General features: G+C 41.6%; 21 protein-coding genes. 10 read left to right on the top strand and 11 right to left on the bottom strand.

Annotated features, from left to right (window positions below; all coding sequences use genetic code 11):
- Nucleotides 1–14: 14 nt before the first annotated feature.
- Entirely contained in the window at nt 15–713 is a 699-nt protein-coding gene (locus A3775_RS06235) for a 4Fe-4S dicluster domain-containing protein (RefSeq protein WP_066424302.1), read from the bottom strand.
- A gap of 291 nt (nt 714–1,004) precedes the next feature.
- On the opposite strand from A3775_RS06235, the gene trpS reads away from it, so the two are divergent.
- The 3 genes from trpS (at nt 1,005) to A3775_RS06215 (ending at nt 4,089) form a co-directional block, all read left to right on the top strand.
- Nucleotides 1,005–2,012, top strand: a complete 1,008-nt coding sequence (trpS, locus tag A3775_RS06230; protein ID WP_066376595.1) for a tryptophan--tRNA ligase — start codon at nt 1,005–1,007, stop codon at nt 2,010–2,012.
- 277 nt (nt 2,013–2,289) lie between these two features.
- On the top strand, nt 2,290–3,225 hold the full coding sequence (locus A3775_RS06220; protein WP_066376586.1) for a methylenetetrahydrofolate reductase: 936 nt from the start codon (nt 2,290–2,292) through the stop codon (nt 3,223–3,225).
- Between the two features lie 123 nt (nt 3,226–3,348).
- Nucleotides 3,349–4,089 carry a Uma2 family endonuclease gene (locus A3775_RS06215; RefSeq protein WP_066376584.1) on the top strand — a complete coding sequence of 247 codons (741 nt, stop codon included), beginning with the start codon at nt 3,349–3,351 and terminating at the stop codon, nt 4,087–4,089.
- Between the two features lie 7 nt (nt 4,090–4,096).
- On the opposite strand, the gene A3775_RS06210 is transcribed toward A3775_RS06215, so the two are convergent.
- The 4 genes from A3775_RS06210 to A3775_RS06195 all read right to left on the bottom strand — a co-directional run bounded on the left by A3775_RS06210 (nt 4,097) and on the right by A3775_RS06195 (nt 9,703).
- Nucleotides 4,097–4,954, bottom strand: a complete 858-nt coding sequence (locus tag A3775_RS06210) for an oxygenase MpaB family protein (protein ID WP_066424250.1) — start codon at nt 4,952–4,954, stop codon at nt 4,097–4,099.
- Between the two features lie 52 nt (nt 4,955–5,006).
- On the bottom strand, nt 5,007–6,137 hold the full coding sequence (locus A3775_RS06205; protein ID WP_066424248.1) for a CO2 hydration protein: 1,131 nt from the start codon (nt 6,135–6,137) through the stop codon (nt 5,007–5,009).
- Nucleotides 6,138–6,250: 113 nt separating this feature from the next.
- Nucleotides 6,251–7,753: an NADH-quinone oxidoreductase subunit M gene (locus tag A3775_RS06200; protein WP_066376578.1), complete on the bottom strand. Its 1,503-nt coding sequence runs from the start codon at nt 7,751–7,753 to the stop codon at nt 6,251–6,253.
- 93 nt (nt 7,754–7,846) lie between these two features.
- Nucleotides 7,847–9,703: an NAD(P)H-quinone oxidoreductase subunit F gene (locus A3775_RS06195; protein ID WP_066376576.1), complete on the bottom strand. Its 1,857-nt coding sequence runs from the start codon at nt 9,701–9,703 to the stop codon at nt 7,847–7,849.
- 657 nt (nt 9,704–10,360) lie between these two features.
- Between A3775_RS06195 and A3775_RS06190 the strand changes: the two genes are divergently transcribed.
- The 7 genes from A3775_RS06190 to A3775_RS06160 all read left to right on the top strand — a co-directional run bounded on the left by A3775_RS06190 (nt 10,361) and on the right by A3775_RS06160 (nt 16,107).
- Entirely contained in the window at nt 10,361–10,669 is a 309-nt protein-coding gene (locus tag A3775_RS06190) for a carbon dioxide-concentrating mechanism protein CcmK (protein WP_010995042.1), read from the top strand.
- Nucleotides 10,670–10,758: 89 nt separating this feature from the next.
- Nucleotides 10,759–11,106: a carbon dioxide-concentrating mechanism protein CcmK gene (locus A3775_RS06185; protein ID WP_015111750.1), complete on the top strand. Its 348-nt coding sequence runs from the start codon at nt 10,759–10,761 to the stop codon at nt 11,104–11,106.
- A gap of 6 nt (nt 11,107–11,112) precedes the next feature.
- On the top strand, nt 11,113–11,415 hold the full coding sequence (locus tag A3775_RS06180) for a EutN/CcmL family microcompartment protein (protein ID WP_066376574.1): 303 nt from the start codon (nt 11,113–11,115) through the stop codon (nt 11,413–11,415).
- Nucleotides 11,416–11,487: 72 nt separating this feature from the next.
- Nucleotides 11,488–13,158, top strand: a complete 1,671-nt coding sequence (locus A3775_RS06175) for a ribulose bisphosphate carboxylase small subunit (RefSeq protein WP_066376573.1) — start codon at nt 11,488–11,490, stop codon at nt 13,156–13,158.
- A 149-nt stretch (nt 13,159–13,307) separates the two neighbouring features.
- Nucleotides 13,308–14,057 carry a transferase gene (locus A3775_RS06170; RefSeq protein WP_066376571.1) on the top strand — a complete coding sequence of 250 codons (750 nt, stop codon included), beginning with the start codon at nt 13,308–13,310 and terminating at the stop codon, nt 14,055–14,057.
- Nucleotides 14,058–14,089: 32 nt separating this feature from the next.
- Nucleotides 14,090–14,878, top strand: coding sequence for a carbon dioxide-concentrating mechanism protein CcmK (locus A3775_RS06165; RefSeq protein ID WP_066376552.1), 789 nt, complete (start codon nt 14,090–14,092; stop codon nt 14,876–14,878).
- A gap of 290 nt (nt 14,879–15,168) precedes the next feature.
- Nucleotides 15,169–16,107, top strand: coding sequence for a LysR family transcriptional regulator (locus A3775_RS06160; RefSeq protein WP_066376551.1), 939 nt, complete (start codon nt 15,169–15,171; stop codon nt 16,105–16,107).
- A 217-nt stretch (nt 16,108–16,324) separates the two neighbouring features.
- Here A3775_RS06160 and A3775_RS06155 read toward each other — a convergent pair whose 3' ends face one another.
- The 6 genes from A3775_RS06155 to tkt form a co-directional block, all read right to left on the bottom strand.
- Nucleotides 16,325–17,836, bottom strand: coding sequence for a hybrid sensor histidine kinase/response regulator (locus A3775_RS06155; RefSeq protein WP_066376550.1), 1,512 nt, complete (start codon nt 17,834–17,836; stop codon nt 16,325–16,327).
- Nucleotides 17,837–17,857: 21 nt separating this feature from the next.
- Nucleotides 17,858–20,305 carry a GAF domain-containing protein gene (locus A3775_RS06150; protein ID WP_066424301.1) on the bottom strand — a complete coding sequence of 816 codons (2,448 nt, stop codon included), beginning with the start codon at nt 20,303–20,305 and terminating at the stop codon, nt 17,858–17,860.
- A 536-nt stretch (nt 20,306–20,841) separates the two neighbouring features.
- Nucleotides 20,842–22,374, bottom strand: coding sequence for a SagB/ThcOx family dehydrogenase (locus A3775_RS06145; RefSeq protein WP_066376548.1), 1,533 nt, complete (start codon nt 22,372–22,374; stop codon nt 20,842–20,844).
- A gap of 192 nt (nt 22,375–22,566) precedes the next feature.
- Nucleotides 22,567–22,728: a hypothetical protein gene (locus A3775_RS24570; RefSeq protein WP_197480099.1), complete on the bottom strand. Its 162-nt coding sequence runs from the start codon at nt 22,726–22,728 to the stop codon at nt 22,567–22,569.
- A gap of 6 nt (nt 22,729–22,734) precedes the next feature.
- Nucleotides 22,735–23,070: a hypothetical protein gene (locus tag A3775_RS06140; RefSeq protein ID WP_231866955.1), complete on the bottom strand. Its 336-nt coding sequence runs from the start codon at nt 23,068–23,070 to the stop codon at nt 22,735–22,737.
- A 192-nt stretch (nt 23,071–23,262) separates the two neighbouring features.
- A complete protein-coding gene (gene tkt, locus A3775_RS06135) occupies nt 23,263–25,275 on the bottom strand; it encodes a transketolase (RefSeq protein WP_066376546.1) in 2,013 nt (670 codons plus the stop codon).
- Nucleotides 25,276–25,548 lie beyond the last annotated feature (273 nt).

Raw genomic sequence — 25,548 nt, 5'->3', positions numbered from 1 at the left:
TTCACCCTATATAGTTATTTCAGTTCGTAATTTCTGCTGTCGCCGGTTTCTAGCCAGTTTTGCCAATATTTATCTACTTCAGCCTTACTACCCAGTTTCTTTTCCATGCCTTGTTCCACTGCATCCATTAAAGAAACTGCACCAGTTTTTTGATAAATTGCCCGTACTTCTTCCATGTCTGTTTCTGGAATCATCCGGTGCGAACCTGCGCTATTTTCCAGATTCATCGGTACATCCCACCATTCCCGCATCTGTTGCATATTGTCGTAATAGTATTCCCAGTTGTCACCGAGTTCGGGGAAGTGGGAAGGCGCGATATTCTCCGCCAGCAAGGTATAACCTCGTTTGAGCATATTTTCCCCAAACAGCCGCTTGGCGATTAATTGCTGTCTGCCTTTTTCCGACTCGGCGAAGTAACCGTACCTAATCGACAGTCGGCGTAAGGCAAGAATGACGGAGGCTGCGCTGTTACCTCTAGGACACCGGGTTTTACAAGAAAAACACTGTCCGCAATACCAAATTTTGTCTGACTTGAGTAACTCCTCAATCTGTTCGTCGTCTTCCGACTGCACCATATTCATGACTTCTCTAGGAGAGTAATCACTAAACTCCGCCGCCGGACATACAGCAGTACATACACCACAATTTAAACAGGCATTCATCCCATGCTGATACAAGATATCTTTCTTCAGCTCGTTAAATAATTTGCCCATACATAAAACCTCGTCATTCCACTTTCTGAATGACATCCCTCTGAATCTTTTTTCCATTATATAACTATATAGTAATATTATCAAGCATATTAAGGAAACTTTTGTGATTTTTCTTAAAATTGTCTGAGGGATTGGATATTGGGCAAAATTCTCGTTTACACCCCTATTCCTGACTCTAGAATTTGGACTACCGATTTTCAAGTCAGTTACCCTGGAAAATGTCAAAATGAAAGGTGTTTTGCCATTGCCACTTTACACGGTGGGCATTTGAGATTAATAAACTGGTAATTTATGGGTAAGCAGCGTGTTCTTTCTGGAGTTCAACCAACTGGTAATTTACACTTGGGTAACTACTTAGGCGCAATTCGCAACTGGGTGGAAATCCAAGAACAGTATGATAATTTCTTTTGTGTCGTAGATTTACACGCAATTACAGTACCGCATAATCCAGCGACATTGGCAGCAGATAGTTACACCATTGCTGCACTTTATTTAGCCTGTGGTATTGATTTAAAATATTCCAACATCTTTATTCAATCCCATGTCTCAGCCCACAGTGAACTTGCTTGGTTACTCAACTGCATCACACCCTTGAATTGGCTGCAAGACATGATTCAGTTTAAAGAGAAAGCAGTCAAGCAAGGCGAAAATGTGGGTGCTGGCTTGTTAATTTATCCTGTGCTGATGGCGGCTGATATTTTGCTATACCAAGCAGATAAAGTGCCAGTGGGTGAAGACCAAAAACAACATTTGGAACTAACACGGGATATTGTCAATAGATTTAATCATCAATTTGCTAAGGATCAGCCTGTGTTGAAACTTCCCGATCCTTTAATTCGTAAGGAAGGCGCGAGGGTAATGAGTTTGACAGATGGGACACGCAAAATGTCAAAATCTGATCCTTCAGAGTTAAGCCGGATTAATCTTTTAGATCCACCAGACCAAATTGCGAATAAGATTAAACGTTGTAAAACCGACCCAGTGCGGGGTTTAACTTTTGACGACCCAGAACGCCCAGAGTGTAACAACTTGCTAACATTATATATGTTGTTGTCTGGCAAGACTAAGGAAGAAGTAGCGACTGAGTGTCAAGATATGGGCTGGGGACAATTTAAGCCATTGTTGACAGAAACAGCGATTAATGCTTTGAAACCCATTCAAGAGAAATATCAGCAAATCATGGACGACAAAGGCTATTTAGAGTCTGTGTTGCGTGATGGTCGCGAAAAAGCCGAAGCCATAGCCAACCAAACTTTAAGAGACGTAAAAGCAGCTTTAGGCTATTCGATGCCTTTATGACTGCTGAATGTTGACTGTTGATTGTTGAGTGTCTTGTAGGGTGCGTCAGACTGCTTAAATAATGTCAATAAACAGATTGTTGATATCTGACGCACCCTACTATTATGCCAGTTGCGTAAGTCCTGTTGTTGATTGTTGAGTGGGGAGTGTTGAGTAAGCAATTCTTGAATTTTGAATTTTGAATTTTGAATTTTGAATTGATTAGTCCCCATTCCCCAATGTTTCCCTTTAAGGTGTGATTCATAATACCCTTAAAGAGAAACCACTTATAAACGTTATGGAACATCACCATAGCTGTAGCTATAGCACATTGAACAATTTTCGTAAAGCCGCGCAAGCGGGAGAATTCTTAGTTACCGCCGAGGTAGCACCACCGAAAGGGGTAAATCCAGCACACATGATTGAAATGGCGGCGACCCTTAAGGGGAGGGTTCATGCTGTCAATGTTACCGATGGTAGCCGTGCTGTGTTGCGGATGTCTTCGTTGGTAGCGTCAGTGATTTTGTTGCAACATGGGATTGAACCAATTTGTCAGATTGCTTGCCGCGATCGCAACCGTATTGGTTTACAAGCTGACCTCATGGGGGCGCACGCGCTAGGTATTCGTAATATCTTAGCTTTAACTGGCGACCCAGTAAAAGCAGGTGATCACCCTAAAGCCAAAGCAGTGTTTGATTTAGAAGCTGTGCGACTGTTACAACTGATTCGCAAAATGAATCAAGGTGTCGATAGCAACGATAACCCTTTAACAGATGGCGCAACAGATTTATTTGCAGGTGCAGCCGTAGACCCACAAAGTACCAGTTGGTCAGGTTTGCAAAGTCGCTTTGAACGTAAAATTGAAGCGGGAGCGCAGTTTTTTCAAAGTCAGTTAATAACTGATTTTGAAAGACTAGATAAGTTCATGGACAAGATAGCATCTGCCCATAATAAACCGATTTTAGCAGGAATTTTTCTGTTGAAATCAGCGAAAAATGCTCAATTTATTAATCGCATGGTTCCTGGTGTCAATATTCCTGACCATATCATTGATAGGTTAGCGAAAGCCAAACACCCCCTACAGGAAGGCGTGAAAATTGCCGCCGAACAAGTGCAAATTGCTAGGCAATTGTGTCATGGTGTCCATGTCATGGCGGTGAAGCGGGAAGATTTGATTCCGCAAATTTTAGATTTGGCTGGTGTTGCGCCAGTTCATCAGGTGGTTGTGAAATAGTTTCAGCAAGCCATTTATGAGTTGACAGGGGAGTGGGTAAGCTAGCAAAACCCTAGGTATAGCCCTCCTCCCCTTTGATTGTTAAACTAAAAAAACAACCCTTATCCCTGCAAAGGTAGCTTTATGACCTCTGCAAATCCAGTCACCGACCTCACCCCATTTCCCGACCATACGCAACTACCAGAGTCCGATGGTACATTTGTGTTCGCGAAGCGTGCCGGAGGCAAAAACTTTCAGGAACATCCGCAAAGCATTCTACTTACTGACTCGATTAAACCGATATTGCAACAACGCCATCCCGATGGGCAATATTGTATAGGTCAAGATAGCGGAATCTACTGGCGCATGACTGAACCGCCAGAAAAAGGCGCAGCAGCACCCGACTGGTTTTATGTCCCGAATGTACCACCGTTGTTAGATGGACAAACCCGTAGGTCTTACGTGTTATGGCGCGAGTTTATTGCCCCGTTGATTGTTTTAGAATTTGTCTCTGGGGATGGTAGTGAGGAACGAGACAAAACTCCTTGGAAGGGTAAATTTTGGATCTATGAGCAAGTAATTCGTCCGCCCTTCTATGGTATTTATGAAGTCAATAAAGCTAGTGTAGAAGTTTATCACCTGATTGAAGGACAGTATCAACTCTTACCCGCAAATGAACGGGGACATTATGCCATACATCCTTTAGGTGTTGAGTTAGGTATCTGGCAGGGAGAATATCAGAATATGCAATTACCCTGGTTACGTTGGTGGGATTTACAGGGTAATTTGTTATTAACTGGTGAGGAAAGAGCCGAACAAGAACGTCAACGGGCTGAACGCCTCATGGCTCAATTGCGATCGCTCGGTGTTGAACCAGAAGTATAATAATCAACTACTTGCCAATGTTCTCTGCTGGCCCTAGTTTCCCTATCTCATAACCCTTGGGATAAGTACGGATAGGTGCGTCAATAAAAAAGTCCGGCTGAGTGCGTGGAGGTAATAACCGCAGAAATTTAGCACGCAATTTCAAAATGCTGGCTACAGTAGAACGCAGTAAGGGCGAGGGATGGGGAAAGCCAAAAGCATTAATCATGGTATCATCTAGTAAAGCATAGATGAACGGTGTTAAGAGCGATCGCATCCACCAAGGAAACCAACTCAAAAATAAATCACGGGTTGCTTCCCCTACACGGCGATTAGTATCAGAATAATGAAAGTTTTGGCGTTCGTAGTCTAGGTTATAGCGTTCAAATTCGGCGTAGGTTTCCGGGATATTTTGAATTTCCATCCGCTTACCTACTTCTCGCCAAAAGTAAAAAGCTGCTAATTTTTCTTGTTCACACATCAACCGCCAACCAAACCGCTCATTCCACCGGATAGGTTCATAAACGAAGGTTGAAAGCACATAGAGAAAATCAGCGTTATCAATTTTAAAGCGGCGGTGGATAGCGTTCATCCGTTCCAAAGCTTGTTTACCGCGATCGCTATCATATCCCCACTTGACAATCTCAACCACAATAATGCTTGTATCATCATAGCGTTTCTGCGGACGATGAATAAATTCCCCTGTTTGATTCAATAACTTAGAAATGCTGGGAATACAGTAAGTTCGCATGAGTGCAACTTCCAACGAGCGCGTTATATCCCAGGGAAATTCATAACCGTTCATCAAATGATAAATTTGACAATGGTCGCGTTCTGGGTCTAATTGCTGAATCAAATCAAGATTTTGATAGCGATCGCGTTGCATTGGCGATGTTTCTGTTAACAGCTAATACAAAATTATAATTGTTTTCTCGTCCTTAACTATTAACATCAGCCAATCGTGATGTTGTAAATCTATCCATCCATTTTTCCAGATAAACTAGGTTAGCATTCTGCTCAGATGGGTCTTCTGTATCCACAGGATGAGGCATTAAGCCTAAAATTGCGGCTGTAGTCACACAAAACATCGATTTTTGGAACGTTATACAAATCTGCACCCGCAAATCATCTTCACCTCTGGGACTGCGGCGATAAACTTCATGCAGATACTCTGGTAAATAATGGCGCATATCCTGCATTAACAATGTAGGCGGAATACCAGCACCACCAATCGGTAAAGGATCAGCGTATAATGCCCCATACTGGAATCGCGCTTGATCCGGTGGAATTTGATAAGCTTGGGCATTGTAGGAAACTGTTCCTAAAAATGGAGTCCCTCTAAAGAAAACTGCTTCTACATAAGGTACTGCGGTATCTGCTAAAAAAGTCAACCCTAAACTTTTAGGAATAATTTCATAAACTGTTTTGTTAATTTTCACAGAATAAGTAATTGGCTTTAACGCATCCGCTACCAATCCGGCTTTAATATGGTCTACAACTTGCGGAATGGTTTTAATTTCACCTCGGTCATAGCGGTCTGATAAATTAAGGAAAATATCAGCCATCACTCGCCAAAATTGTCCTAAACCACTGTAATAAGAAGACACCCGTAACTGTTCGATTAAAAAGTCGGGAAATAGTTGATTTAATCCCAATATCAAGGGATTATTTACAAATTGCGCTTTGATAACTGCTTGCGCTATTTCTTGAAATTCTTTAGTATCTAAATAAGCATCTAAACCGCCTCCACCATGCCACATCATGGATTTCATACAGTATTCGGCGTATTCAAAATTGATTCTGTCGTGCCACCAATGGCTAAATAATTTGTTTAAACTTATTTCCCCATTAAAATATTTAAAAAATGGGAAAAATACTAAAAATTGATTTTCTGCTATATAAATTAAATTCTTAGAATAAGCATCTAAAACTACGCCGTAGCTTTTGAGAATCCCCACCACTTCTAAGACATTCTCTGGACTGTCTGCTAATAAAGCCTGTCCAGCTTTTAGACGTTCGATATATTCGGCTAATGGATGATTATTCTGTTTGTTTTTAATTGTTACCATTGTCAATTCTCCAAAATAGTAAAAATATAGTTTTTAATAATGTTTAGTAATTGATAATTGGTAATCGTGGGTTGTTTCCCATGATCAATTACCAATTTTCAAATACATGATATTTAGCTTTTGCTTTTGGGTTTATCTAGAGAGACAGTTGCAATTGGATTTTCTACATTTACCATAGCTGTCAGGGTTGGTTCAGTCCAACGTACTAACCAAGTGGGTTGGATACCGAAAATCACAATTAGCATAGCTAAGATAATTGCAGGTGCGCGATCGCTCCAGTAAACTCTAGGTAGGTTAATCACTGGCTCAGACAACCGCCCAAAAAAGGCACGATTAAGCAGAATTAAAAAGTAAACCGCCGTTAATCCAGTGCCAATCATGGATATCAGAGTCTGTACTGGAAAAACTGCAAAACTTCCCCGAAATACAATGAATTCCGAGATAAAGCCGACCATTCCCGGAGTTCCAGCACTAGCCATCACTCCTAGTACCATTAAACTACCAATCACAGGCAACCCTCTTTCTGGGTTTAGGAGTCCACGAATTACATTTAAATCACGACTACCAGCTTTTTTATACACAACTCCCACTAATAAAAACATCAGGGCAGAAATCAAACCGTGGCTAATCATTTGCATGACTGCGCCCAAGGTGCTTAATGGTGTAGCGGCGGCGGCGGCTAGTAAGACATAGCCCATGTGTCCAATTGAACTATAGGCTACCATTTTCTTCATATCAGTTTGAGCGATCGCACAAGATGAACCATACAATACACTCACCACAGCCCAAACTGCTAACCAAGGGGCTAAATACCCCCAAGCTTCCGGTAACAAGTTCATCCCAAACCGCAATAAGCCATAAGTTCCCAACTTCAACAACACACCCGCCAGTAGCACAGATATCGGTGTAGAAGCTTCAACGTGAGCATCTGGTAGCCAAGTGTGCAAGGGAACTAAAGGCATTTTGATGCCAAAACCAATTAAAATTCCCCCCAGCAGTAACAACTGTGTTGCTAAGGGTAGCGATTTAGCGTTTATCGATGCTAAGGCAAAACTACCAGCATCACTCAACCACACCAAGCCGAGGAAACTAGCTAAAATCAATATCCCAGAAACAGCAGTGTAAATCAGAAATTTTGTAGCTGCATAACCCCGTCTAGCACCGCCCCAAATGGCTATCAACAGATACAGGGGAATCAATTCTAACTCGTAAAACAAGAAGAATAGCAATAAATCCTGGGCGAGAAATGCACCATTGACTCCAGCACTTAAAATCAGAATCAAAGAGTAATAAAATCGCGGGCGTTGCAGAGATTCATCACTGCTATAGATGGCTATGGCAGTCAATAACCCATTTAACACGAGCAATGGCAAAGATAAGCCATCTACACCTAGATTATAATTTAATCCCAAGACATCTATCCAGGGTAGAAACTCTGTAAACTGTTGACTAACTTCCCCTGGATTGAATTGGCTAGCGAGTACCACCGACCACACACAAGTGAAACTCGCCACCCCCAAAGCTAGACTACGGGAAAATTTCCCATTCACGCCAGCAGGTAATAAACCAACTAATAGCGCACCCAATAAAGGGGCAAAAATTAAGGCACTTAGCATAAGCAAACATGAGCAAGGGGACTAGGGACTGGGGACTGGAAGGGACTGGGGAAATAAGATAATTCTTCACTCAGCACTCACCACTCAGCACTATCAAAAAGGCAATTGATCTAGTAAGCCTAATGACCAGGCGATGAAAAATCCCAAAGCACTGATAACTGCTAGGATGGTTAACATATAAGCTTGGGATTGACCAGAAACGCTGTAACGTAAGCTTTGTCCGCTAAATATGGCTGCAAAACCGACTAAGTTAACTAAACCATCAACTAAATAGCGATCGCTCCAAGCGGAAATTTTCGATAACATAGCTACAGCACTGACTACGGTGAGGCGATAAATCCGGTCAATATAAAAGTCGTAACCCAATAAATCTTGTACCATCCGCCAAGCCATCATGTTTGACCTAGACCAAGCTTTGTGCAGATGAATAATCGACCCGATAACTACGCCAGTGACAGTAGAAGACACCAACACTAACACTACATACCAATCAATACTTTCCCACGTTGGTAGTAAGTACCATTGCTGTAACATTAAGGGTAGTAGTAAAGTCAGAATTGTGAGTGTCACCATTGGGAAAGCCATCGGCCAGCCTACTTCCGGGGCGCGACGGGTTTTTTGTTGTGGTTGACCCCAAAATACTAATCTAAATACTCTGGTCAAGTTTAAGGCGGTTAAGCCGTTGACTATGGTTAAAATGGCAATTACCCAAGGGGTGACTCGGACTAAACCATCAGCCCAGGCTAGCATTGCCCAAAAGCTACCTAGTGGTAAAAGTGTGACCATTCCGGCTGCACCGACAACAAAAGCGGTGGTAGTTGCTGGCATTTTCGACCATAAACCGCCCATTTCGGTCATGTTTTGGCTGTGGGTGGTAAAAATGACAGAGCCAGAACTCATAAATAATAATGCTTTAGCGATCGCATGAGTCAGCAGCAACATCAAAGCTACTCCTCCTTGCTCTAATCCCACCGCTAAAAACACCAAACCCATATATGCGCTTGTCGAATGGGATAGAGCGCGCTTAATATCGGTTTGTGCGAGAGAAACTAAACTAGCTCCCACTGCTGTGACGCTACCGATAATGATTAAAGCATTCAATACAAATGGCGATATTACCAAGATTGGCTGCAATTTATACAACACATACGCCCCACCAGCTACCACCAAGGAGTTCCGCATCACAGAAGCTGGGTTCGGGCCTTCCATTGCTTCATCTAACCACAAATGTAAGGGAAATTGAGCGCATTTACCAGCCGGGCCAGCAATCAAACCCAAACACAACAACGCCGCCGTCAAGGAATTTAACTGTGCTGTTTGTGTCCATTCATATAAATCAGAAAAGTTTAAACTACCTGCTATAGTGGCAAGCGTCACCACAGCCATCAACAGCAACAAGTCTCCCACGCGCTTAGTCAAAAAAGCATCTCTGGCGGCTGTAACTACCAAAGGTTGAGCATACCAAAAACCCACCAACAAATAAGTAGAAAGGGTCAGCACTTCCAACAATGCGTAGCTGAGAAACAAGGAATCACTAATGGCTAGACCACTTAATGCGGCTTCAAAAAATCCAATTAGCCCGAAAAAACGAGCTAAAGACCAGTCTTTTTCCATGTACCCCAGGGCATAAATTTGAGCCAGTAGACTCAGCCCTGTGATTAATACTGTCGCCCCAATACTGACTGGTGAAAGTTCCAAGGCAAAAGATAAATTTAAATCCGCAGCTTGTAACCAAGTTACGACTAAATTCTCTTGTTCTCTGTTCCAGATATCTTTAAATACCAATAGGCTATGCAAAAAAGCCAAAAGGGTCGTCAACAAGTTGAGGTAGGCCGCAGGTCTTGGCCCTGTCCGGCGAATTATTCCTATTGCCCACGGCAATGTTAAAAGTGCGCCTAGCAAGCTATATAAAGGGACACACCAACTCGTTGCAAATAGAAATTGATTCATTTAGATTTCCCTTGATGACTCAGCCTTAATCTTTTTTAAACTCTTACAATAATCATTTATTAAAAATAATCACTTTTGCCAAAAACTACGCTTTTTTTAACTTTCTTAATTTTTCAAGTTTAATGCCTATGTTTTACTTAGTTAGCTTTAGTAACCTTTAATTAAACACAGGCGTTTAACTCAAAAACATTCGTTCTGATTACATCTATATCTTTGGCAAAAATGTATGTTACGGTTTTCTACAAATAAATTTATATGACTTATAAGAAAAAGTTATATATTGTTTAGACACTTTTGGTTTCAAATAGAAGATTGAGGAAAGACAGAGACAGCAAAAGCTACAGCCTGTTACTATTCCCCCCAGACATAATTTGTCTTGGTTATCAATATTTGTCTATGAATGTCATAAAAAAATTATAAAGCATAAGTGGTTGCTCTAGAAATCAATGAACTTTGATTGCCCAGAACACAAGTACAAAATTTTGTTAAGTTTTTTTAAACTTTTTAATTATAAACTATTATACTAATTTATATTGCCAGAGATGCCAAGCTTTCCTATGCTTAGTTTGGAAGTGTTTTTGTAGCTCAAGATGAGCTTCCCCGTCCAAAATTTCACACCACAATACTGATTGGATTAATTTTTGTAGGAGTTCTGGGATGCCAATTGCAGTTGGAATGATTGAAACTAAGGGATTTCCCGCAGTAGTAGAAGCAGCAGACGCGATGGTGAAAGCTGCGCGCGTAACTTTGGTAGGATATGAAAAAATTGGTAGTGCAAGAGTTACAGTAATTGTGCGGGGAGATGTATCTGAGGTACAAGCCTCAGTAGCAGCTGGGATTGAAGCAGCCAGAAGAGTGAATGGTGGTGAAGTTGTCTCAACACACATCATTGCTCGTCCCCACGAAAACTTAGAATACGTCTTACCGATTCGTTACACAGAAGCTGTGGAACAATTCCGTACCTAAAAGCTGATTAAAAAAAAGTAATTAACGGGGTTGCCTTCTTGAGCATCACTTAAGTCCAGGGCGAGAAATTTGATCAAGGAAACAAACGGATGTCAATTGCAGTTGGAATGGTAGAAACGCTGGGCTTTCCAGCAGTAGTAGAAGCAGCAGACGCGATGGTAAAAGCTGCGCGAGTCACCTTAGTAGGCTACGAAAAAATTGGTAGTGGTCGGGTGACAGTAATTGTTAGAGGAGATGTGTCTGAAGTTCAAGCTTCAGTAGCAGCAGGTGTGGAATCTGTCAAGCGGGTTAACGGTGGACAAGTATTGTCTACTCATATCATTGCTCGTCCTCATGAGAACTTGGAATATGTTCTCCCAATTCGATATACAGAAGACGTAGAGCAATTCCGGGAAAATGTGAATGCAATTCGTCCCTTTGGTGGTAGAAGACCGTAATTCATAATGCAAATTGCCAAAGTTCGTGGCACAGTAGTTAGCACACAGAAAGATCCTAGTCTTCGAGGTGTGAAGCTACTTTTGTTGCAATTAGTAGATGAAGAAGGAAACCTCCTGCAACAGTATGAGGTAGCAGCAGATAGCGTTGGTGCAGGAGTAGATGAGTGGGTACTAATTAGTCGTGGTAGTGCTGCTCGTCAAGTGCTGGGTAATGAACAGCGTCCATTAGATGCAGCAGTAGTGGCGATAATTGATACTATTCACCTGGAAGATCGTCTCATTTACAGCAAAAAAGACCAATATAGGTAGTCATTAGTCAATAGTCAAGGTCTATAGACTATGGACTCCAGATAATAAGCTTAATTTAGGAGGAATCTCGCAATGGCAGTCCGCAGCACGGCGGCACCCCCAACCCCGTGGTCGAGAAATTTAGCAGAAGCCAAAATCCATGAGACCGCATTTGTACATTCTTTTTCCAACATTATTGGGGATGTTCGGATAGGTGCAAATGTCATTATTGCTCCAGGAACTTCCATCAGAGCCGATGAAGGTACACCTTTTCATATTGGAGAAAATACCAATATTCAAGATGGTGTAGTTATTCATGGGTTAGAGCAAGGGCGAGTAATGGGCGATGACGGCCTAGAATACTCGGTTTGGGTGGGTAAAAATGCTTCTATTACCCACATGGCATTGATTCATGGGCCGGCTTATGTTGGGGATAATTCATTTATTGGTTTTCGCTCGACGGTATTTAATGCCAGAGTAGGAGCAGGCTGCATCGTGATGATGCACGCTTTAATTAAGGATGTAGAAGTTCCCCCTGGTAAGTATGTTCCTTCAGGAGCGATCATTACTACCCAAAAGCAAGCTGATCGCTTGCCAGATGTGCAACCCCAAGACAAGGATTTTGCACATCATGTTATTGGCATTAATCAAGCATTGCGGACTGGATATCTTTGTGCTGCGGATAGCAAGTGTATTTCTCCGCTTCTCAATGAACAAGTTAAATCTTATACAACTAATAAAGTTAATGGGTTAGAAAGGAGTAGTGAAGTGGCAAGCAGCTTGGGTGCAGAAACCATAGATCAGGTACGCTATCTATTAGACCAAGGGTATAAAATTGGTACAGAACACGTAGATCAAAGAAGATTCCGCACAGGTGCGTGGACTAGCTGCCAACCAATTGAAGCCAGATCCGTAGGCGAAGCGGTGGCAGCGTTGGAATCTTGTTTGACAGACCACAGTGGCGAGTATGTGCGGTTGTTTGGTATTGACCCCAAAGGTAAACGTCGGGTACTAGAAACTATTATTCAACGTCCCGATGGTGTAGTGGGAGGTGCGACCGGCTTCAAAGCTCCTGCTAGTCAGACAAATGGCAGTTACAACAACGGTAATGGTGCCAGCTACAGTAGTAACGGCTCTGGTAGTGGTAAACTCTCGGCAGAAACTGTACAACAAATTAGCCAACTGCTAGCAAGTGGTTACAAAATTGGTACAGAACACGTAGATGAGCGGCGTTTCCGCACTGGTTCATGGAATAGCTGCAAGCCCATCGAAGCAACTTCTACTAATGCCGTTGTCTCAGCTTTGGAAGAATGTATGGACAGTCACCAGGGCGAATACGTGCGGTTGATTGGGATTGACACCAAAGCTAAACGCCGTGTCCTAGAATCGATTATCCAAAGACCGAACGGCCAAGTAGTCTCCTCTGGCAATGGCCACAGAACGGTTGCTAGTGCGCCAACGGCAACAGCTAGCGCAACAGCTAGCGCAACAGCTACCGCTACCCGTTTAAGTGGGGAAGTAGTAGATCAAATCCGGCAAATCTTGGCTGGTGGGTATAAACTAAGCTTAGAACACGTAGACCAGCGACGTTTCCGTACAGGCTCTTGGAATAGTTGCGGGACAATTGCGGCTAATTCCGAAAGGGAGGCGATCGCGGCTGTAGAATCTGCCTTAGCGGAATATGCCGGCGAATACGTGCGGTTAATTGGCATCGACCCCAAAGCCAAACGTCGGGTACTGGAAAGCATTATTCAGCGTCCATAGTAGAAGGTAGTAGGGAATAGGGAATAGGGAGTAGGGGAGATTTTTCCCCAAAATTCTTGAATTTTGAAGTTTGAATTGATTTATGCCCGATTCCCCATTCCCGATTCCTCATTCCCCATTGATATTTGGCTTCCGAGGTTAAAATTTCCATGTCTGTGCCGCCACTGCGCCTCCAGCATAACTTTGATTCCTACATTAGTGGCGAGGTAATAATTCATCCAAGTGCAGTCATTGCACCAGGTGTGATACTCCAAGCGGCTACAAACAGCAAGATCATCATCGGGGCAGGTGTCTGTATTGGTATGGGGTCAATTCTCCAAGTTGATGAGGGAACTATAGAGGTAGAAGCAGGTGCAAGCTTGGGGGCAGGTTTTTTGATGGTGGGTAAAGGCACTATTGGCAACAATGCTTGTATTGGGGCAGCAACAACGGTTTTCCAATGTTCGATTGCGCCAGGCTTAGTAGTGCCACCAGGTGCGATTTTAGGAGATCCCAGTCAGCCGATTGCTGAAGCAGAACCACCAACATCATCAACTAATAGCACTGCTGAGACAGATACCCAACAGCCTCAAGAAGAAAATGAGAGCAAAGTGATCACTTCAACTAGCGTTTCAGCTTCAGGTTTTGAGGAATTAAAACAAGAGTCTATTTCTGTCTCAGAACCCCCAGCCACACCAGAAAATCAGTCTGCGGCTGTAGAAGAAAATACGCCTTCTACTGACTCTACCCTGACACAACTCAGCCCTGAAGATTCAGAACCTGGTCAAACAGCCACTGAATCACCTAATGGCTTCGGGACTCAAATTTATGGACAAGGAAGCATCAAAAGACTTTTGGTGACATTGTTTCCCCATAGACAAGCCCTAAACAACCCGGTATCTGACGATCTGTCTGAGTAAGTGTTAAGTTGTGAATATCCTGGAGAATTCACATGGAGATATATAATAAAAGTTCTATTAGCACCAACCAGACATCCCATCGTCGAGATCACCTCAAGGATACTGCCCTAGGGTTAGTATCCACCCTCAGCTTCCCGGCGATTGTGGGAACAGCTGACATGATGTTGAAATCGGCTGGGGTTCACCTAGTGGGTTATGAAAAAATTGGCAGTGGTCACTGTACGGCCATCGTCCGGGGTGGAATTGCTGATGTCCGACTGGCGGTAGAATCTGGTGTGCAAACTGCTGAACAGTTTGGTCAGCTAGTTTCTAGTTTAGTCATTCCTCGACCTTTTCCTAATCTAGACGTAGTCCTACCAATTACTAACCGCCTGAACCAATTCATGGAGGAGGGAAAATACAGCCGATTGAGCAACCAAGCGATTGGTTTGGTAGAAACGCGGGGCTTTCCAGCAATGGTAGGCGCGTGTGATGCCATGCTAAAAGCGGCTGATGTCCAGTTAGCATCCTATGAAAAAATTGGTGCGGGCTTGTGTACAGCCATTATTCGTGGCTCTGTAGCTAACGTGGCAGTAGCAGTAGAAGCTGGGATGTATGAAGCAGAAAGAATTGGGGAGTTGAACGCAGTTATGGTGATTCCTCGACCCCTAGATGAATTAGAGCAAACCCTGCCAATAGCAAGTTGCTGGATCGAAGAGCGTCAGCCTTTAAGATTGCCAGTGAACATCAAAGAGCAAGTAGCCGAAGTGGAAGTGTTACAGTTGCCAGATTTAGCCACCCTGCCTGTAAAAATTACAGAAGAAGTATGGAATGATGAATGATGAATTATGAATTGCTAATCAAAGAATGATAATTTATGGGAAATTTTCATTCCACATTCAGCATTCAGTATTCAGCATTCATCTTGCAGCTGGAAGGCATCTTACGCTTTGCTTGTTTTTTTGATGATAACTTCTGAACACCATAAAGAAAATAATTTTCTTCTGATAGCGAGAATAGAGTTTTATCTATAATGAACTCATAACTTTTGTATGAGTGCAGCTGTGTCATGTATTAGTGTTGAGTGATACAAGTTTTATAATGATAAATCGCTATTGGAGGAGAATCACCCTTGAATCAGGCGACCCTACACCAGTTGAAGGTGTTCGAGGCGGCGGCAAGACACGGCAGTTTTACTCGTGCTGCTGAGGAATTATTTCTCACCCAGCCGACTGTTTCCATGCAAATCAAGCAACTGACAAAATCTGTGGGTTTACCACTGTTTGAGCAGGTAGGAAAGCGGCTCTATTTGACAGAAGCCGGGCGGGAATTGTTTGCAACGTGTAGACAAATTTTTGATAATATCGCCCAGTTTGAAATGAAGGTGGCAGACCTGAAAGGATTAAAACAGGGGCAATTACGTTTGGCAGTAATTACAACTGCAAAATACTTCATACCACGTTTACTTGGGCCTTTCTGTCAACTTTATCCAGGAATTGACATTTCGCTGCAAGTAACCAACCATGAACGCATCCTAGAGCGGATGATGAACAATATGGACGACTTGTACATTATGAGTCAAGTTCCAGAACACGTAGATGTGAATTGCCAACCGTTTTTAGATAATCCTTTGGTGGTATTTGCACCTGTAAATCATCCCCTAGCAAAAGAAAAAAACATTCCCATCCAGCGTTTAACTAATGAGCCTTTTATTATGCGCGAACCAGGTTCAGGAACACGCCGTGCTGTACAGAACCTTTTAGATGAACATGGAGTTACAGTCAAAGTCAAGCTGGAACTAGGGAGTAATGAGGCGATTAAACAAGCGATCGCTGGCGGATTGGGAATTTCTGTTTTATCTCGGCATACCCTGTTGTCAGACGCATCAGAGTTCAGCATTTTGGACGTACAATATTTTCCTGTGAAGCGGGCTTGGTATATAGTTTATCCGGCTGGTAAACAGTTATCTATTGTAGCTCGTACTTACTATGAGTATTTGCTAGATGCGGCACAAAAGTTCGTAGCGTCCACTCAGCAAACTGTTGCTTCTGAATACGTTCAGGTTGAGTAAGTTTTCAGGCAGGAGGCAGTCCTGATGAACTTCGTACAACCGTCAGGTACTCTGCGAACAAGTACGGGGAATACCAGTCACCTAGGTTGGTTGGGAAACCCGCCTACAACCTATAGGACTGGTATCACTGCACTAACACGTTTAATTGTGGCAATTTCACCAAAATATTTGCCCCACCTCATGAGTCATCACCGTCACATAACTATAGTGTAATTTCTTAAGATGATGATTTGGATTCAGAGTTTAAAGGTAAAACTATTGTAAATGTAGTACCTTGAGCTTCTTGACTGCTCACACGAATTGTACCTTTGTGAGCGTCAACGCAATTTTTCACTATAACTAAACCCAGGCCAGTCCCTTGAATTGTTTTAGCATTTGAGGCTCGATAAAAAGATTCAAACAGGCGCACTTGATCGGCTTGAGGAATACCAATACCTGCATCTTGAATACAAAAAGTTGCTACGCCTTCTGTTTGGTTACAAATTAATTCAAACTTAATTGTTGAATTTTCAGGTGAATACTTAACTGCGTTAGAAAGTAAATTCATTAACATACAATTTAATAATTTTTCATCCATGCGAGCCTGAGTATTTTCGTTATTACAGGTAAAAATAATTTCATGCCCGCTAGTTCTGACCGAGGTGAATTCTTCAATTAGCTCTTGACAAAATTCTTTCAGGTTCAATTGAATCGGATTACATTCCAGTTTTCCAGCTTCAGTCCTACCTATAAACAACACATCCTCCATGAGTTGCTTCATCGACTGCACAGCTCCTTGAATTCTTTTGAGATAGGTGTTTTTCTTAGCTTCTGTTAAATTTTCTCCTTGCATTTCTATCAGTTCTACTGCCGTTTGAATTACACTTAAGGGATTGCGGAATTCATGAGAAACTGTAGAGATAAATAAAGATTTGAGATGATTAAGTTCTTTTTCTTTATTTAATGCTTGTTCTAATAATTCGGTTTTCCGCCGTTCGCTGATATCCCAACAAACAATCACTACACCATTGACTTGATTGGGTAATCTTCTAATTGGTGACGCACTATCACCAATTGGGACTCGTTGACCATTTTTAGTGATCAAGGATGTAAATTCTTCTAAATAAACAACCTTTTTTTCTCTTAAAACCTTTGTAACTGGGTTTTCTATAGTAGTTTCTGTAACATCATCAACAATATGAAAAACTTGGGAAATATCTGCCCCCAAAGCCTCTGATTCATGCCATCCAGTTAGCTTCTCGGCTGCTGGATTCATAAATGTAATAATTCCATGCTCATTAGTAGCAATCACAGCATCACTCATTGAGTTTAAGAGAGTCGCTAACTGATCGCGATTTTCCCGGAGTTCACTTTCTAGGCGATGTTTTAACAGAGCTATTTCAATTGCTATGCGTAAATCTTTAGAAGTGAAGGGTTTAATAATATATCCAAAGGGTTGGGTAATTTTTGCTCGTTGCACAGTATCGTCATCACCATAGGCAGTTAAGAAGATGATAGGAATATCTAAACGTTCACGAATGTAACTAGCGGTGTCGATACCATCCATTTCCCCTTTGATAATAATATCCATTAAAATTAATGCTGGTTTGCTATCTAATGCTTTGGCGATCGCCGCTTTTCCAGAAGAAGCTGTACCGATAACGGTGTAACCTAATTGAGTGAGTTGACTAGCAATCGTTCTAGCCACAATTACTTCATCTTCTACAACTAATATTTTCGCTTGTTCCATCGCTTGGTTATTAATAAAAGTTTACTGAGGAAATTGAATCCTAAATAATGTTCCATGAAGCCGTTCTATGGTGATAGTGCCTTCAAGTTGTTCTGTCACTAGGTCATAAACCAAAGACAGACCTAACGAATTCGTATTATTCCAATTTATGTCATCTGATAAACCAACGCCATTGTCTTGAATAATCATCTCTATAGTATTATCAAACCGATGCAAAGCAATCATGATTTTGCCAATCTGGCTTTCTTTAAAAGCGTGCTTAAGAGCATTAGAAAATAGTTCATTGATGATTAAACCACAGGCTATAGCTTGGTCAACATTCAAATTAATAGCTTGAATATTAGTTTCTAAATTGATTTTGCCTGGCTGTATTTGATAAGAAATGAGGATGCTAGTGGCTAAATTATAGATATATTCTGCAATATTCAGTTGCCCAATATTAGGAGAAGTATATAAGTTCTTATGAATCAAAGAAATTGACTCAATCCGGTTCTGACTTTCTCTTAATGTTCTAATTAATTCCGGTTCTTTGAGGGTTTGTGACTGGAGTAGTAACAGTCCAGAGACTATTTGTAAATTATTTTTTACGCGGTGATGAATCTCTTTTAATAAAACTTCTTTTTCGGCCAAGGCACTTCTTAATTGAATTTCAGCTTTTTGCCGTTCAGCTAATTCACTCTGGGCTTGCTGAAATATGCTAGATTGTTGGATGGCGATCGCAATTGGTATTGAAAGTTGGTCAAGCAAATCGAGTTCATGTTTTTTCCATTCCCTAGGTGTAGAACACTGGTGCGCTATCAACAAACCCCAAAGGCTACGGCCAGTAAACTCTTCACCTACTTCTAAAAGAATTGGTACGACTAGGTTAGCTTTGACATCAAACTGTTCTAACAACTGAATATGACAATCAGTTAATCCAGCCTCATAGATATTAGCGATCGCTCTTTTTCTTCCTAGATAATAGTCTGCTCCCGCACCTGTCTGGAAACAAGTGTCTTCAATATCTACACCCAAGGAAACCTTCCATCCAGGTTGTACCGATTCTGCTACGATTTTACCACTCATATCTGCGGCAAACTGATACACTATAACTCGATCAACCTGAAGTAAATCTTTCACTTCTTTAACTGTGGCGTTAAGAATATCTTGAAGATTCAAAGACTGATGAATTCTTTGAGCAACAGTTCGCATAAGTTGCTCCCTTTCAGCTTGAGCTTTCAGTGTCCGTTCAGTTTGTTTGCGTTCTGTGATATCTTTACCGATACCGATGACTTGACCATTTGGCAATTTGACATTTGTCCAAGAAGTATCCAGTATCCGACCGTCCCGCAATTTAGTTCTGAGGTCACGCCAATATCCATCTGCCGATTGCATAAAATTAACGACAGATTGATAATATTCAGGGTCAGGGTATAATTCTGCTAAAACATTACGAGTTTGATATTCTTCTAAGCTATAACCTAGAATACTTTGTATTTCTTGGTTAACCCAATGGACTTTACCATCGGTATTTACAAGTGCAATCATTAAAGGTATGCCAGCAAAAATACTCTGTAAAAATGAATTTTCCTCTTGGAGCTTCACCTCAAAATTTTTACGTTCAGTGATGTCATATAGTACAGTTAAAATCGCATATTCATTGTGAAAATTTAAATATTGGAAAGAAGTGATCGCCCAGAAAAAAGTACCATCACCTCGCTTAAACTGGATATCGTAATTTTCTAAAGAACCATTCTGAGCCAGAGTTGCCAAAATAGTTTTTTGCTCATTTGGATTTTGATATATTTCAGAAATATAACGGTTGACTAAATCATTTGTAGTCAACCGAAATTTTTGCATGAATTCTGAATTACTATATAGTATCAAGCCATCTGTCACCCTTGAAATAACTAAAGGCACAGGAATAGCCTCGATAATTTCTCTGAGTCTAGCTTTACTTGTTTTTAGCGCGTGTTCAGTACGTTCACATTCTTTGATATTGATAATTTTCTGCCGTTGCAACTCTAAATGCCTGATTACCTGACGTGCTAATCTTTGTAATGAAGCTTGTGCTTTTAAACTCAAATGTCGTAGGACAAAATCCATTACAGCGAGACTACCTAATGCGAAACCATCAGAGGTAATTAGTGGAATTCCTGCATAGAAACGCACTTGTTTTTTTGACAAAAAGAAAGACTTTTTAGCATAATTATCATCTTGTAAAATATCGGAAATAATGAGGATTTCACTTTGCAAAATAGTATGAGTACCGAAACCCATGCTGCGAGGAAGTTCTGATTCAGTAACTCCTACCTTGGATTTGAACCATTCGCGTTCACTATCCACAAAGCTAACGACAGCAATTGGTGTTTCACAAATGTCAGCAGCAAGCTGTACCAAATCATCAAAAACTGCTTCTGGTTGTGTATCTAAAATCAGATATTGATGGAGTAATTCTAACCGTTGATTTTCGTTTTCCGGTAATAACATTAGTGCTTTCATTATCAAATAATATTAATGTGATCTGATAAGTAAAAATACTTAAAAAATCTCCTCTTGGGAGCAGATCAGCATCATTAAAGGCACTATTATACTGTATGGACAAGAGGACTGTTCGCTAAGTGCATTTGTTGGCAATAGAGATAGCAATGACTGAGATTGTTTCGCTCCTGAAAATCACAGTTTATACCATAATTCTTTACGCATATTTACTTTTAAATTCGATATTATATGTTACGATAAATAAGATACTACACCTATAAAGTTTAAACATAATAAATTTTATTAAAATGCACAGTAATGAGATAGATGAATTAGATAGACGAGAAAGTATCTAATTAAAGCAGTGACGTAATTAGTCAGTTCACCATAATTGATATCTCAGGTTAGAGTTGCTAAAGAAGAATGGTATTTACTCGTGCCAAGACACAAGCAAAAATGTGTAGCAACATCCCAGTCGGCTGGCTACTTTCTCCTATTCCTGAGTTGTTAGGGATAAATCGGCGTAAACACAGAAAATTGAAGATTTATCTTGGTCTACCGAGAGTTGTGATATATAACACAGCTTCATCAGCAGGAATCCCTAAAACTTCATTTACTTGGTTATCGAAGAAGCCACCGATACCACTGACACCCAAATTGAGTTGAATAGCTGCTAAATTTAGGCGTTGTCCCAAATGGCCAGCATCTATATGTAAGTAACGATAAACGCGATCGCCATATTGGGCAATAGCTGATTTTAAGTCAGCCGTATGGAAAATCACGGCGGCGGCATCTCGTCCTAATTCTTGTCCTAAGCAAAGGTAGTGTAACTCGCGCCGGAAATTTTTAAACCGAATTTGACGTAACTCTTGAGCTTTGGGTGCGTAATAGTAACAGCCAGATTCTAGTCCATTGACACCACAGACAGCAATAAATGTTTGGATTAAATTCAAATCGAAGTAATCAGGAGAATTATCTAAACTTTGGTCAATATAATTTTGAGGTTGATAAGTGAAATCCAATAAAGCCTGAAGTTCATCAAAAGTTAAGTTTTCGCTATTATAAGCACGGGTAGAACGTCGCTTGTGGATAGTAAGTTCTAAATCTGATAGGTTTTCTCCCCAGTAAATAGGTGTAGTAGCGGTAGGAATTTTCAAACAAAAAGGAAAATTATATTTATCTTCTAAGGATCTAGGTTGTTTAATCGCTGGTAAATTGAGGTTGCCAGTAATACCTGCCTTAATTTGGGTATGGTGATGAAAATATCTCAGCAATTCGCCATCGGGGATATAAGGATAATTGGTTGCTGTGGCTGAAGGTAGGGCGGTACATCCAGGGGGTAAGTTTTGTTGAATATCTAATAAATCTGCCAACGGTAAAATAGCGATCGCACCTTCCTGTTCCGCATCGATGTAAAGTAAATCATTAATGGCTTCATCGATAAAACCACCAATCAGGTGTGGGCGATAATCGGTAATAGCCCCTGCTAACTCGATATTGCCCAATAAGTGTCCTATATCTAAACCAATTCGACGGTAAGCCCTGTCTTCATAACGCCACGCCGAACGATAAAAAACCGCCGTCACAATAATTGCTAATTGGGTACTTTCTAAAACCGGATGCCAAAAACAAGCGTCTTGTAATGCTTGCCAAACATCATTTTCCCAAAAACATACTAAAGAATGAGTCCGACATTGGTAGTTATACAGACCAGCCGGTAGTAAAGGCGTACCACGAGAAACTACATACAATTCCGCAGGATACAATCCCCCAGCACTAGGCGCAGAGCGTAAATATACCGTACTACCCATAGAGGGCATTCTCGCAGTCAGCCCATAACTGCAAAATAGTAACCGTGAAAGTCTTTGCCACCATTGAGCATGAGAATCATTAACAAATTTCTCTGGTGTGGCTTCAATATAGGGTATCAGGTCGATGTGAGAACCAATTCTGTATTCTTTAAACGGGACTGGCTGTTTAGCCCAATCTAGCCGATGATTTTTAGATGCTAGAGTGTTAGGGTCGTATTTAGTACGTTCGTGATAATGCTGTGCAATTGATTGGTGTATTTCTGGCATAAAAATTTCAATACCTTGATCATATCCTGATTTTTATCTTGGCATTCATCAGGCCGATTATTCGTTTTAATTAGTACATTCCTTATATTTAGTTAATCTTGTTTGAATAATTACAACGCCGTCATGTTTAAAAGCTTCAATAAGCAATTAAACATATTACATCAGCTTGCATCATGTTTATATATTTTCAATTTAAAAATTTGTGGTCAGCCAATTTTCTAAATTTAAACCCTGTATTCTTGCTAAATCAGAATCATCTTCCCCTAGAAACCGCACCTCCTCTAGTTTGTTATTGACACTTTGATTTTTCTTTAAAATAGCCGTTAAAATATTTGTATCAAGAAGATAGCCCATTTACTTCTATCTCCTGTTTACAGAGGAATCAAACATCTCTATTTGCTCTGGAGTTAAATCATTTAATGTTCCAGAAACAGCCTCTACCACCAAAATACTATCAATTCTATGTACTAATTCTTCATCAGAAATAGCTTTTAAAACTTCTGGAGAAAACTTATCCAACAGTTGGATTAAATGTTGAATCATGTCTTCTTTATTAAGTCTTTGCTGATAGAGACGATTGCTTAGAAACAAATCCCCAATAATTTTTGATATTCGTCCTATCGCTAAGTTTCTCTCCCCTGAAAATTCCTGCATAATAGCCTGCTGTATTTTCTTAATTTTAGATTCTTTGATCATCAACCATCTACTTAATTATAACCTCTCGCCTATCTCCTCTCTCCTCTCTCCGCGCGACGGCAGTCGCTACAAGTCTGGCGACCGAACGCGCTGCCTCCCCTCCGCGTTTCCCTCCGCGCCCCTCCGCGTTAAAAAAAAAGGGCAGACAAAAAGCCCACCCCATAACTAAATTAAGAGAATATTCTATTGCGATTAACCCAACAATTTTTTAGCTGTAGCTAACACATTATCAACGCTAAAACCAAACTTCTCCAAACAAACACCACCGGGAGCAGAAGCACCAAAACGGTCAATAGTAACCGTATCGCCTTCAGTACCGATGTACTTATGCCAGCCGAAGCTACTACCAGCTTCCACAGCCAAACGCTTAGTAACAGCTTTAGGTAGAACAGACTCCTTATAAGCTGCATCTTGAGCTTCAAACAAATCCCAAGCAGGTAAAGAAACAACACGGACTTTCTTACCTTCGGCGGTGAGTTTCTCAGCTGCGGTGACACAGAGACTCAATTCCGAACCAGTACCAATCAGGATTAAATCTGGTGTACCTTGAGAATCTACTACTATGTAACCACCCTTAGCCACATTTTCGACAGATGTACCTGCCAAGTTGGGGACATTTTGACGAGTGAACGCCAACAAAGTAGGAGCATTTTCCTTAGCTCTCTCGATAGCTACTTTGTATGCGCCAGAGGTTTCGTTACCATCGGCGGGACGAATCACAGTCAAGTTAGGAATAGCGCGGAGAGAAGCTAGAGTTTCGATAGGTTGGTGAGTGGGGCCATCTTCACCTTGACCGATGGAGTCGTGAGTCATCACCCAAATCGCACCAGCTAGAGACAGAGCAGATAAGCGGATAGCTGCCCGCATATAGTCTGTGAAAATTAAGAAGGTCGCGCCGTAGGGAATTAAACCGGAACCATGTAACGCAATACCGTTACAAATTGCGCCCATAGCGTGTTCCCGTACACCAAAGTGGATGTTGGGGTTTTGGTATTGTCCTTTTTGGAAGTCGCCCTTACCCTTGATTTCGGTGAGGTTGGAGTGGGTTAAGTCAGCCGAACCACCAATCAGTTCAGGTACAACCGCCGCCAACTTGTTGAGGCAGGTTTCTGAGTGCTTACGGGTAGGAATGCCTTTGTCTTCTGGGGTGTAGGTAGGTAATACTTTGTCCCAACCTTCAGCCAGTTTACCGCTTAGGTAACGCTCAAATTCTGCGGCTTCTTGGGGATACTTAGCTTTGTAATCAGCAAAAGCTTTGTCCCAGTCAGATTCGTAGCTTGCACCACGCTCTACTGCTTTGCGGGTGTAGTTGAGGACATCTTCGGGAATGACAAAAGGCTCGTGTGGCCAATTGAGTTTTTCACGAGTCAGTTTTACTTCGTCTGCACCCAAAGCCGCACCGTGAACACCAGCAGTATTGGCTTTATTAGGAGAACCGTAACCGATTGTGGTTGTCACCTTAATCATGGTGGGCTTATCGGTGACAGCTTTGGCTGCTTCAATGGCTTTAGCGATCGCCTCTAAATCGGTGTTACCATCTTTAACGTGAAGAACGTGCCAGCCGTAAGCTTCAAACCGTTTAGAAACATCTTCGGTGAAGGCTACATCTGTAGAACCGTCGATGGAGATGTGGTTGTCATCGTACAGAGCGATGAGTTTACCTAATCCCAAGTGTCCAGCCAGGGAAGCAGCTTCACCAGAAACACCTTCCATGTTGCAGCCATCACCGAGAATGACATAGGTGTAATGGTCAACAATTTTGGCATCGGGTTTGTTGAATTTAGCAGCTAGGTGAGCTTCAGCGATCGCTAAACCCACACCATTGGCAATCCCTTGACCCAGAGGCCCGGTAGTTACTTCCACGCCAGGGGTGATAAAGTTTTCTGGGTGTCCAGGTGTTTGAGAACCCCATTGGCGGAATTGCTTGATATCTTCAATGCTTACACTGTCGTAGCCTGTGAGATACAGTAGGGCATACTGCAACATTGAGCCATGACCAGCAGACAAGATAAAGCGATCGCGGTTAAACCACTTGGGATTTTTGGGGTTATACCGCATAAAGCGATTCCATAGCACAAAAGCCATCGGAGCCGCGCCCATCGGTAATCCTGGGTGTCCTGATTTTGCCTTTTCTATAGCGTCAACAGCCAAGAAACGGATCGCATTAATAGAAAGTTCTTCGAGGGATTGGGTTGCAACAGCCATAATAAGATTGTTTTTAACGACGGGTTAGCACTCTTCGAGCTACTGTTTCTGGGGTTGTTTTTCACAGTTAACAGTTAACAGGTTAACAGTGAAAGCTGATTAGTTTGATTCGTTAGGGTTTAAATCCCTGACTATAAGCTGAATCACTGATTACTGATAACTGAACTACTGCTTGAAGTTCCCCTGCGGTATTCTCATCATCCCATTCCCAATTGTGCATAGACAAGCGGGATCTTTGGTGTTTGTGGTAATTTATCACGCCAAGAATCAGAT

It is taken from the genome of Anabaena sp. 4-3 (genome assembly GCF_001597745.1).
GTDB lineage: Bacteria > Cyanobacteriota > Cyanobacteriia > Cyanobacteriales > Nostocaceae > Trichormus.
The sequence above is the reverse complement of the archived record's forward strand: the minus strand, read 5'-3'. Positions and strand labels throughout refer to the sequence as shown.

Excerpts from the sequence above, each read along its gene's own strand:
- A3775_RS06190 (WP_010995042.1), top strand. The coding sequence starts at position 10,361 with ATGCCAATTGCAGTTGGAATGATTGAAACTAAGGGATTTCCCGCAGTA.
- A3775_RS06145 (WP_066376548.1), bottom strand. The coding sequence starts at position 22,374 with ATGCCAGAAATACACCAATCAATTGCACAGCATTATCACGAACGTACT.
- A3775_RS06155 (WP_066376550.1), bottom strand. The coding sequence starts at position 17,836 with ATGGAACAAGCGAAAATATTAGTTGTAGAAGATGAAGTAATTGTGGCT.
- A3775_RS06170 (WP_066376571.1), top strand. The coding sequence starts at position 13,308 with ATGTCTGTGCCGCCACTGCGCCTCCAGCATAACTTTGATTCCTACATT.
- A3775_RS06235 (WP_066424302.1), bottom strand. The coding sequence starts at position 713 with ATGGGCAAATTATTTAACGAGCTGAAGAAAGATATCTTGTATCAGCAT.
- A3775_RS06205 (WP_066424248.1), bottom strand. The coding sequence starts at position 6,137 with ATGGTAACAATTAAAAACAAACAGAATAATCATCCATTAGCCGAATAT.
- A3775_RS06195 (WP_066376576.1), bottom strand. The coding sequence starts at position 9,703 with ATGAATCAATTTCTATTTGCAACGAGTTGGTGTGTCCCTTTATATAGC.
- A3775_RS06185 (WP_015111750.1), top strand. The coding sequence starts at position 10,759 with ATGTCAATTGCAGTTGGAATGGTAGAAACGCTGGGCTTTCCAGCAGTA.
- A3775_RS06165 (WP_066376552.1), top strand. The coding sequence starts at position 14,090 with ATGGAGATATATAATAAAAGTTCTATTAGCACCAACCAGACATCCCAT.
- A3775_RS06180 (WP_066376574.1), top strand. The coding sequence starts at position 11,113 with ATGCAAATTGCCAAAGTTCGTGGCACAGTAGTTAGCACACAGAAAGAT.
- trpS (WP_066376595.1), top strand. The coding sequence starts at position 1,005 with ATGGGTAAGCAGCGTGTTCTTTCTGGAGTTCAACCAACTGGTAATTTA.
- A3775_RS06200 (WP_066376578.1), bottom strand. The coding sequence starts at position 7,753 with ATGCTAAGTGCCTTAATTTTTGCCCCTTTATTGGGTGCGCTATTAGTT.
- A3775_RS06140 (WP_231866955.1), bottom strand. The coding sequence starts at position 23,070 with ATGATCAAAGAATCTAAAATTAAGAAAATACAGCAGGCTATTATGCAG.
- A3775_RS06150 (WP_066424301.1), bottom strand. The coding sequence starts at position 20,305 with ATGTTATTACCGGAAAACGAAAATCAACGGTTAGAATTACTCCATCAA.
- A3775_RS06215 (WP_066376584.1), top strand. The coding sequence starts at position 3,349 with ATGACCTCTGCAAATCCAGTCACCGACCTCACCCCATTTCCCGACCAT.
- tkt (WP_066376546.1), bottom strand. The coding sequence starts at position 25,275 with ATGGCTGTTGCAACCCAATCCCTCGAAGAACTTTCTATTAATGCGATC.
- A3775_RS24570 (WP_197480099.1), bottom strand. The coding sequence starts at position 22,728 with ATGGGCTATCTTCTTGATACAAATATTTTAACGGCTATTTTAAAGAAA.
- A3775_RS06175 (WP_066376573.1), top strand. The coding sequence starts at position 11,488 with ATGGCAGTCCGCAGCACGGCGGCACCCCCAACCCCGTGGTCGAGAAAT.
- A3775_RS06220 (WP_066376586.1), top strand. The coding sequence starts at position 2,290 with ATGGAACATCACCATAGCTGTAGCTATAGCACATTGAACAATTTTCGT.
- A3775_RS06210 (WP_066424250.1), bottom strand. The coding sequence starts at position 4,954 with ATGCAACGCGATCGCTATCAAAATCTTGATTTGATTCAGCAATTAGAC.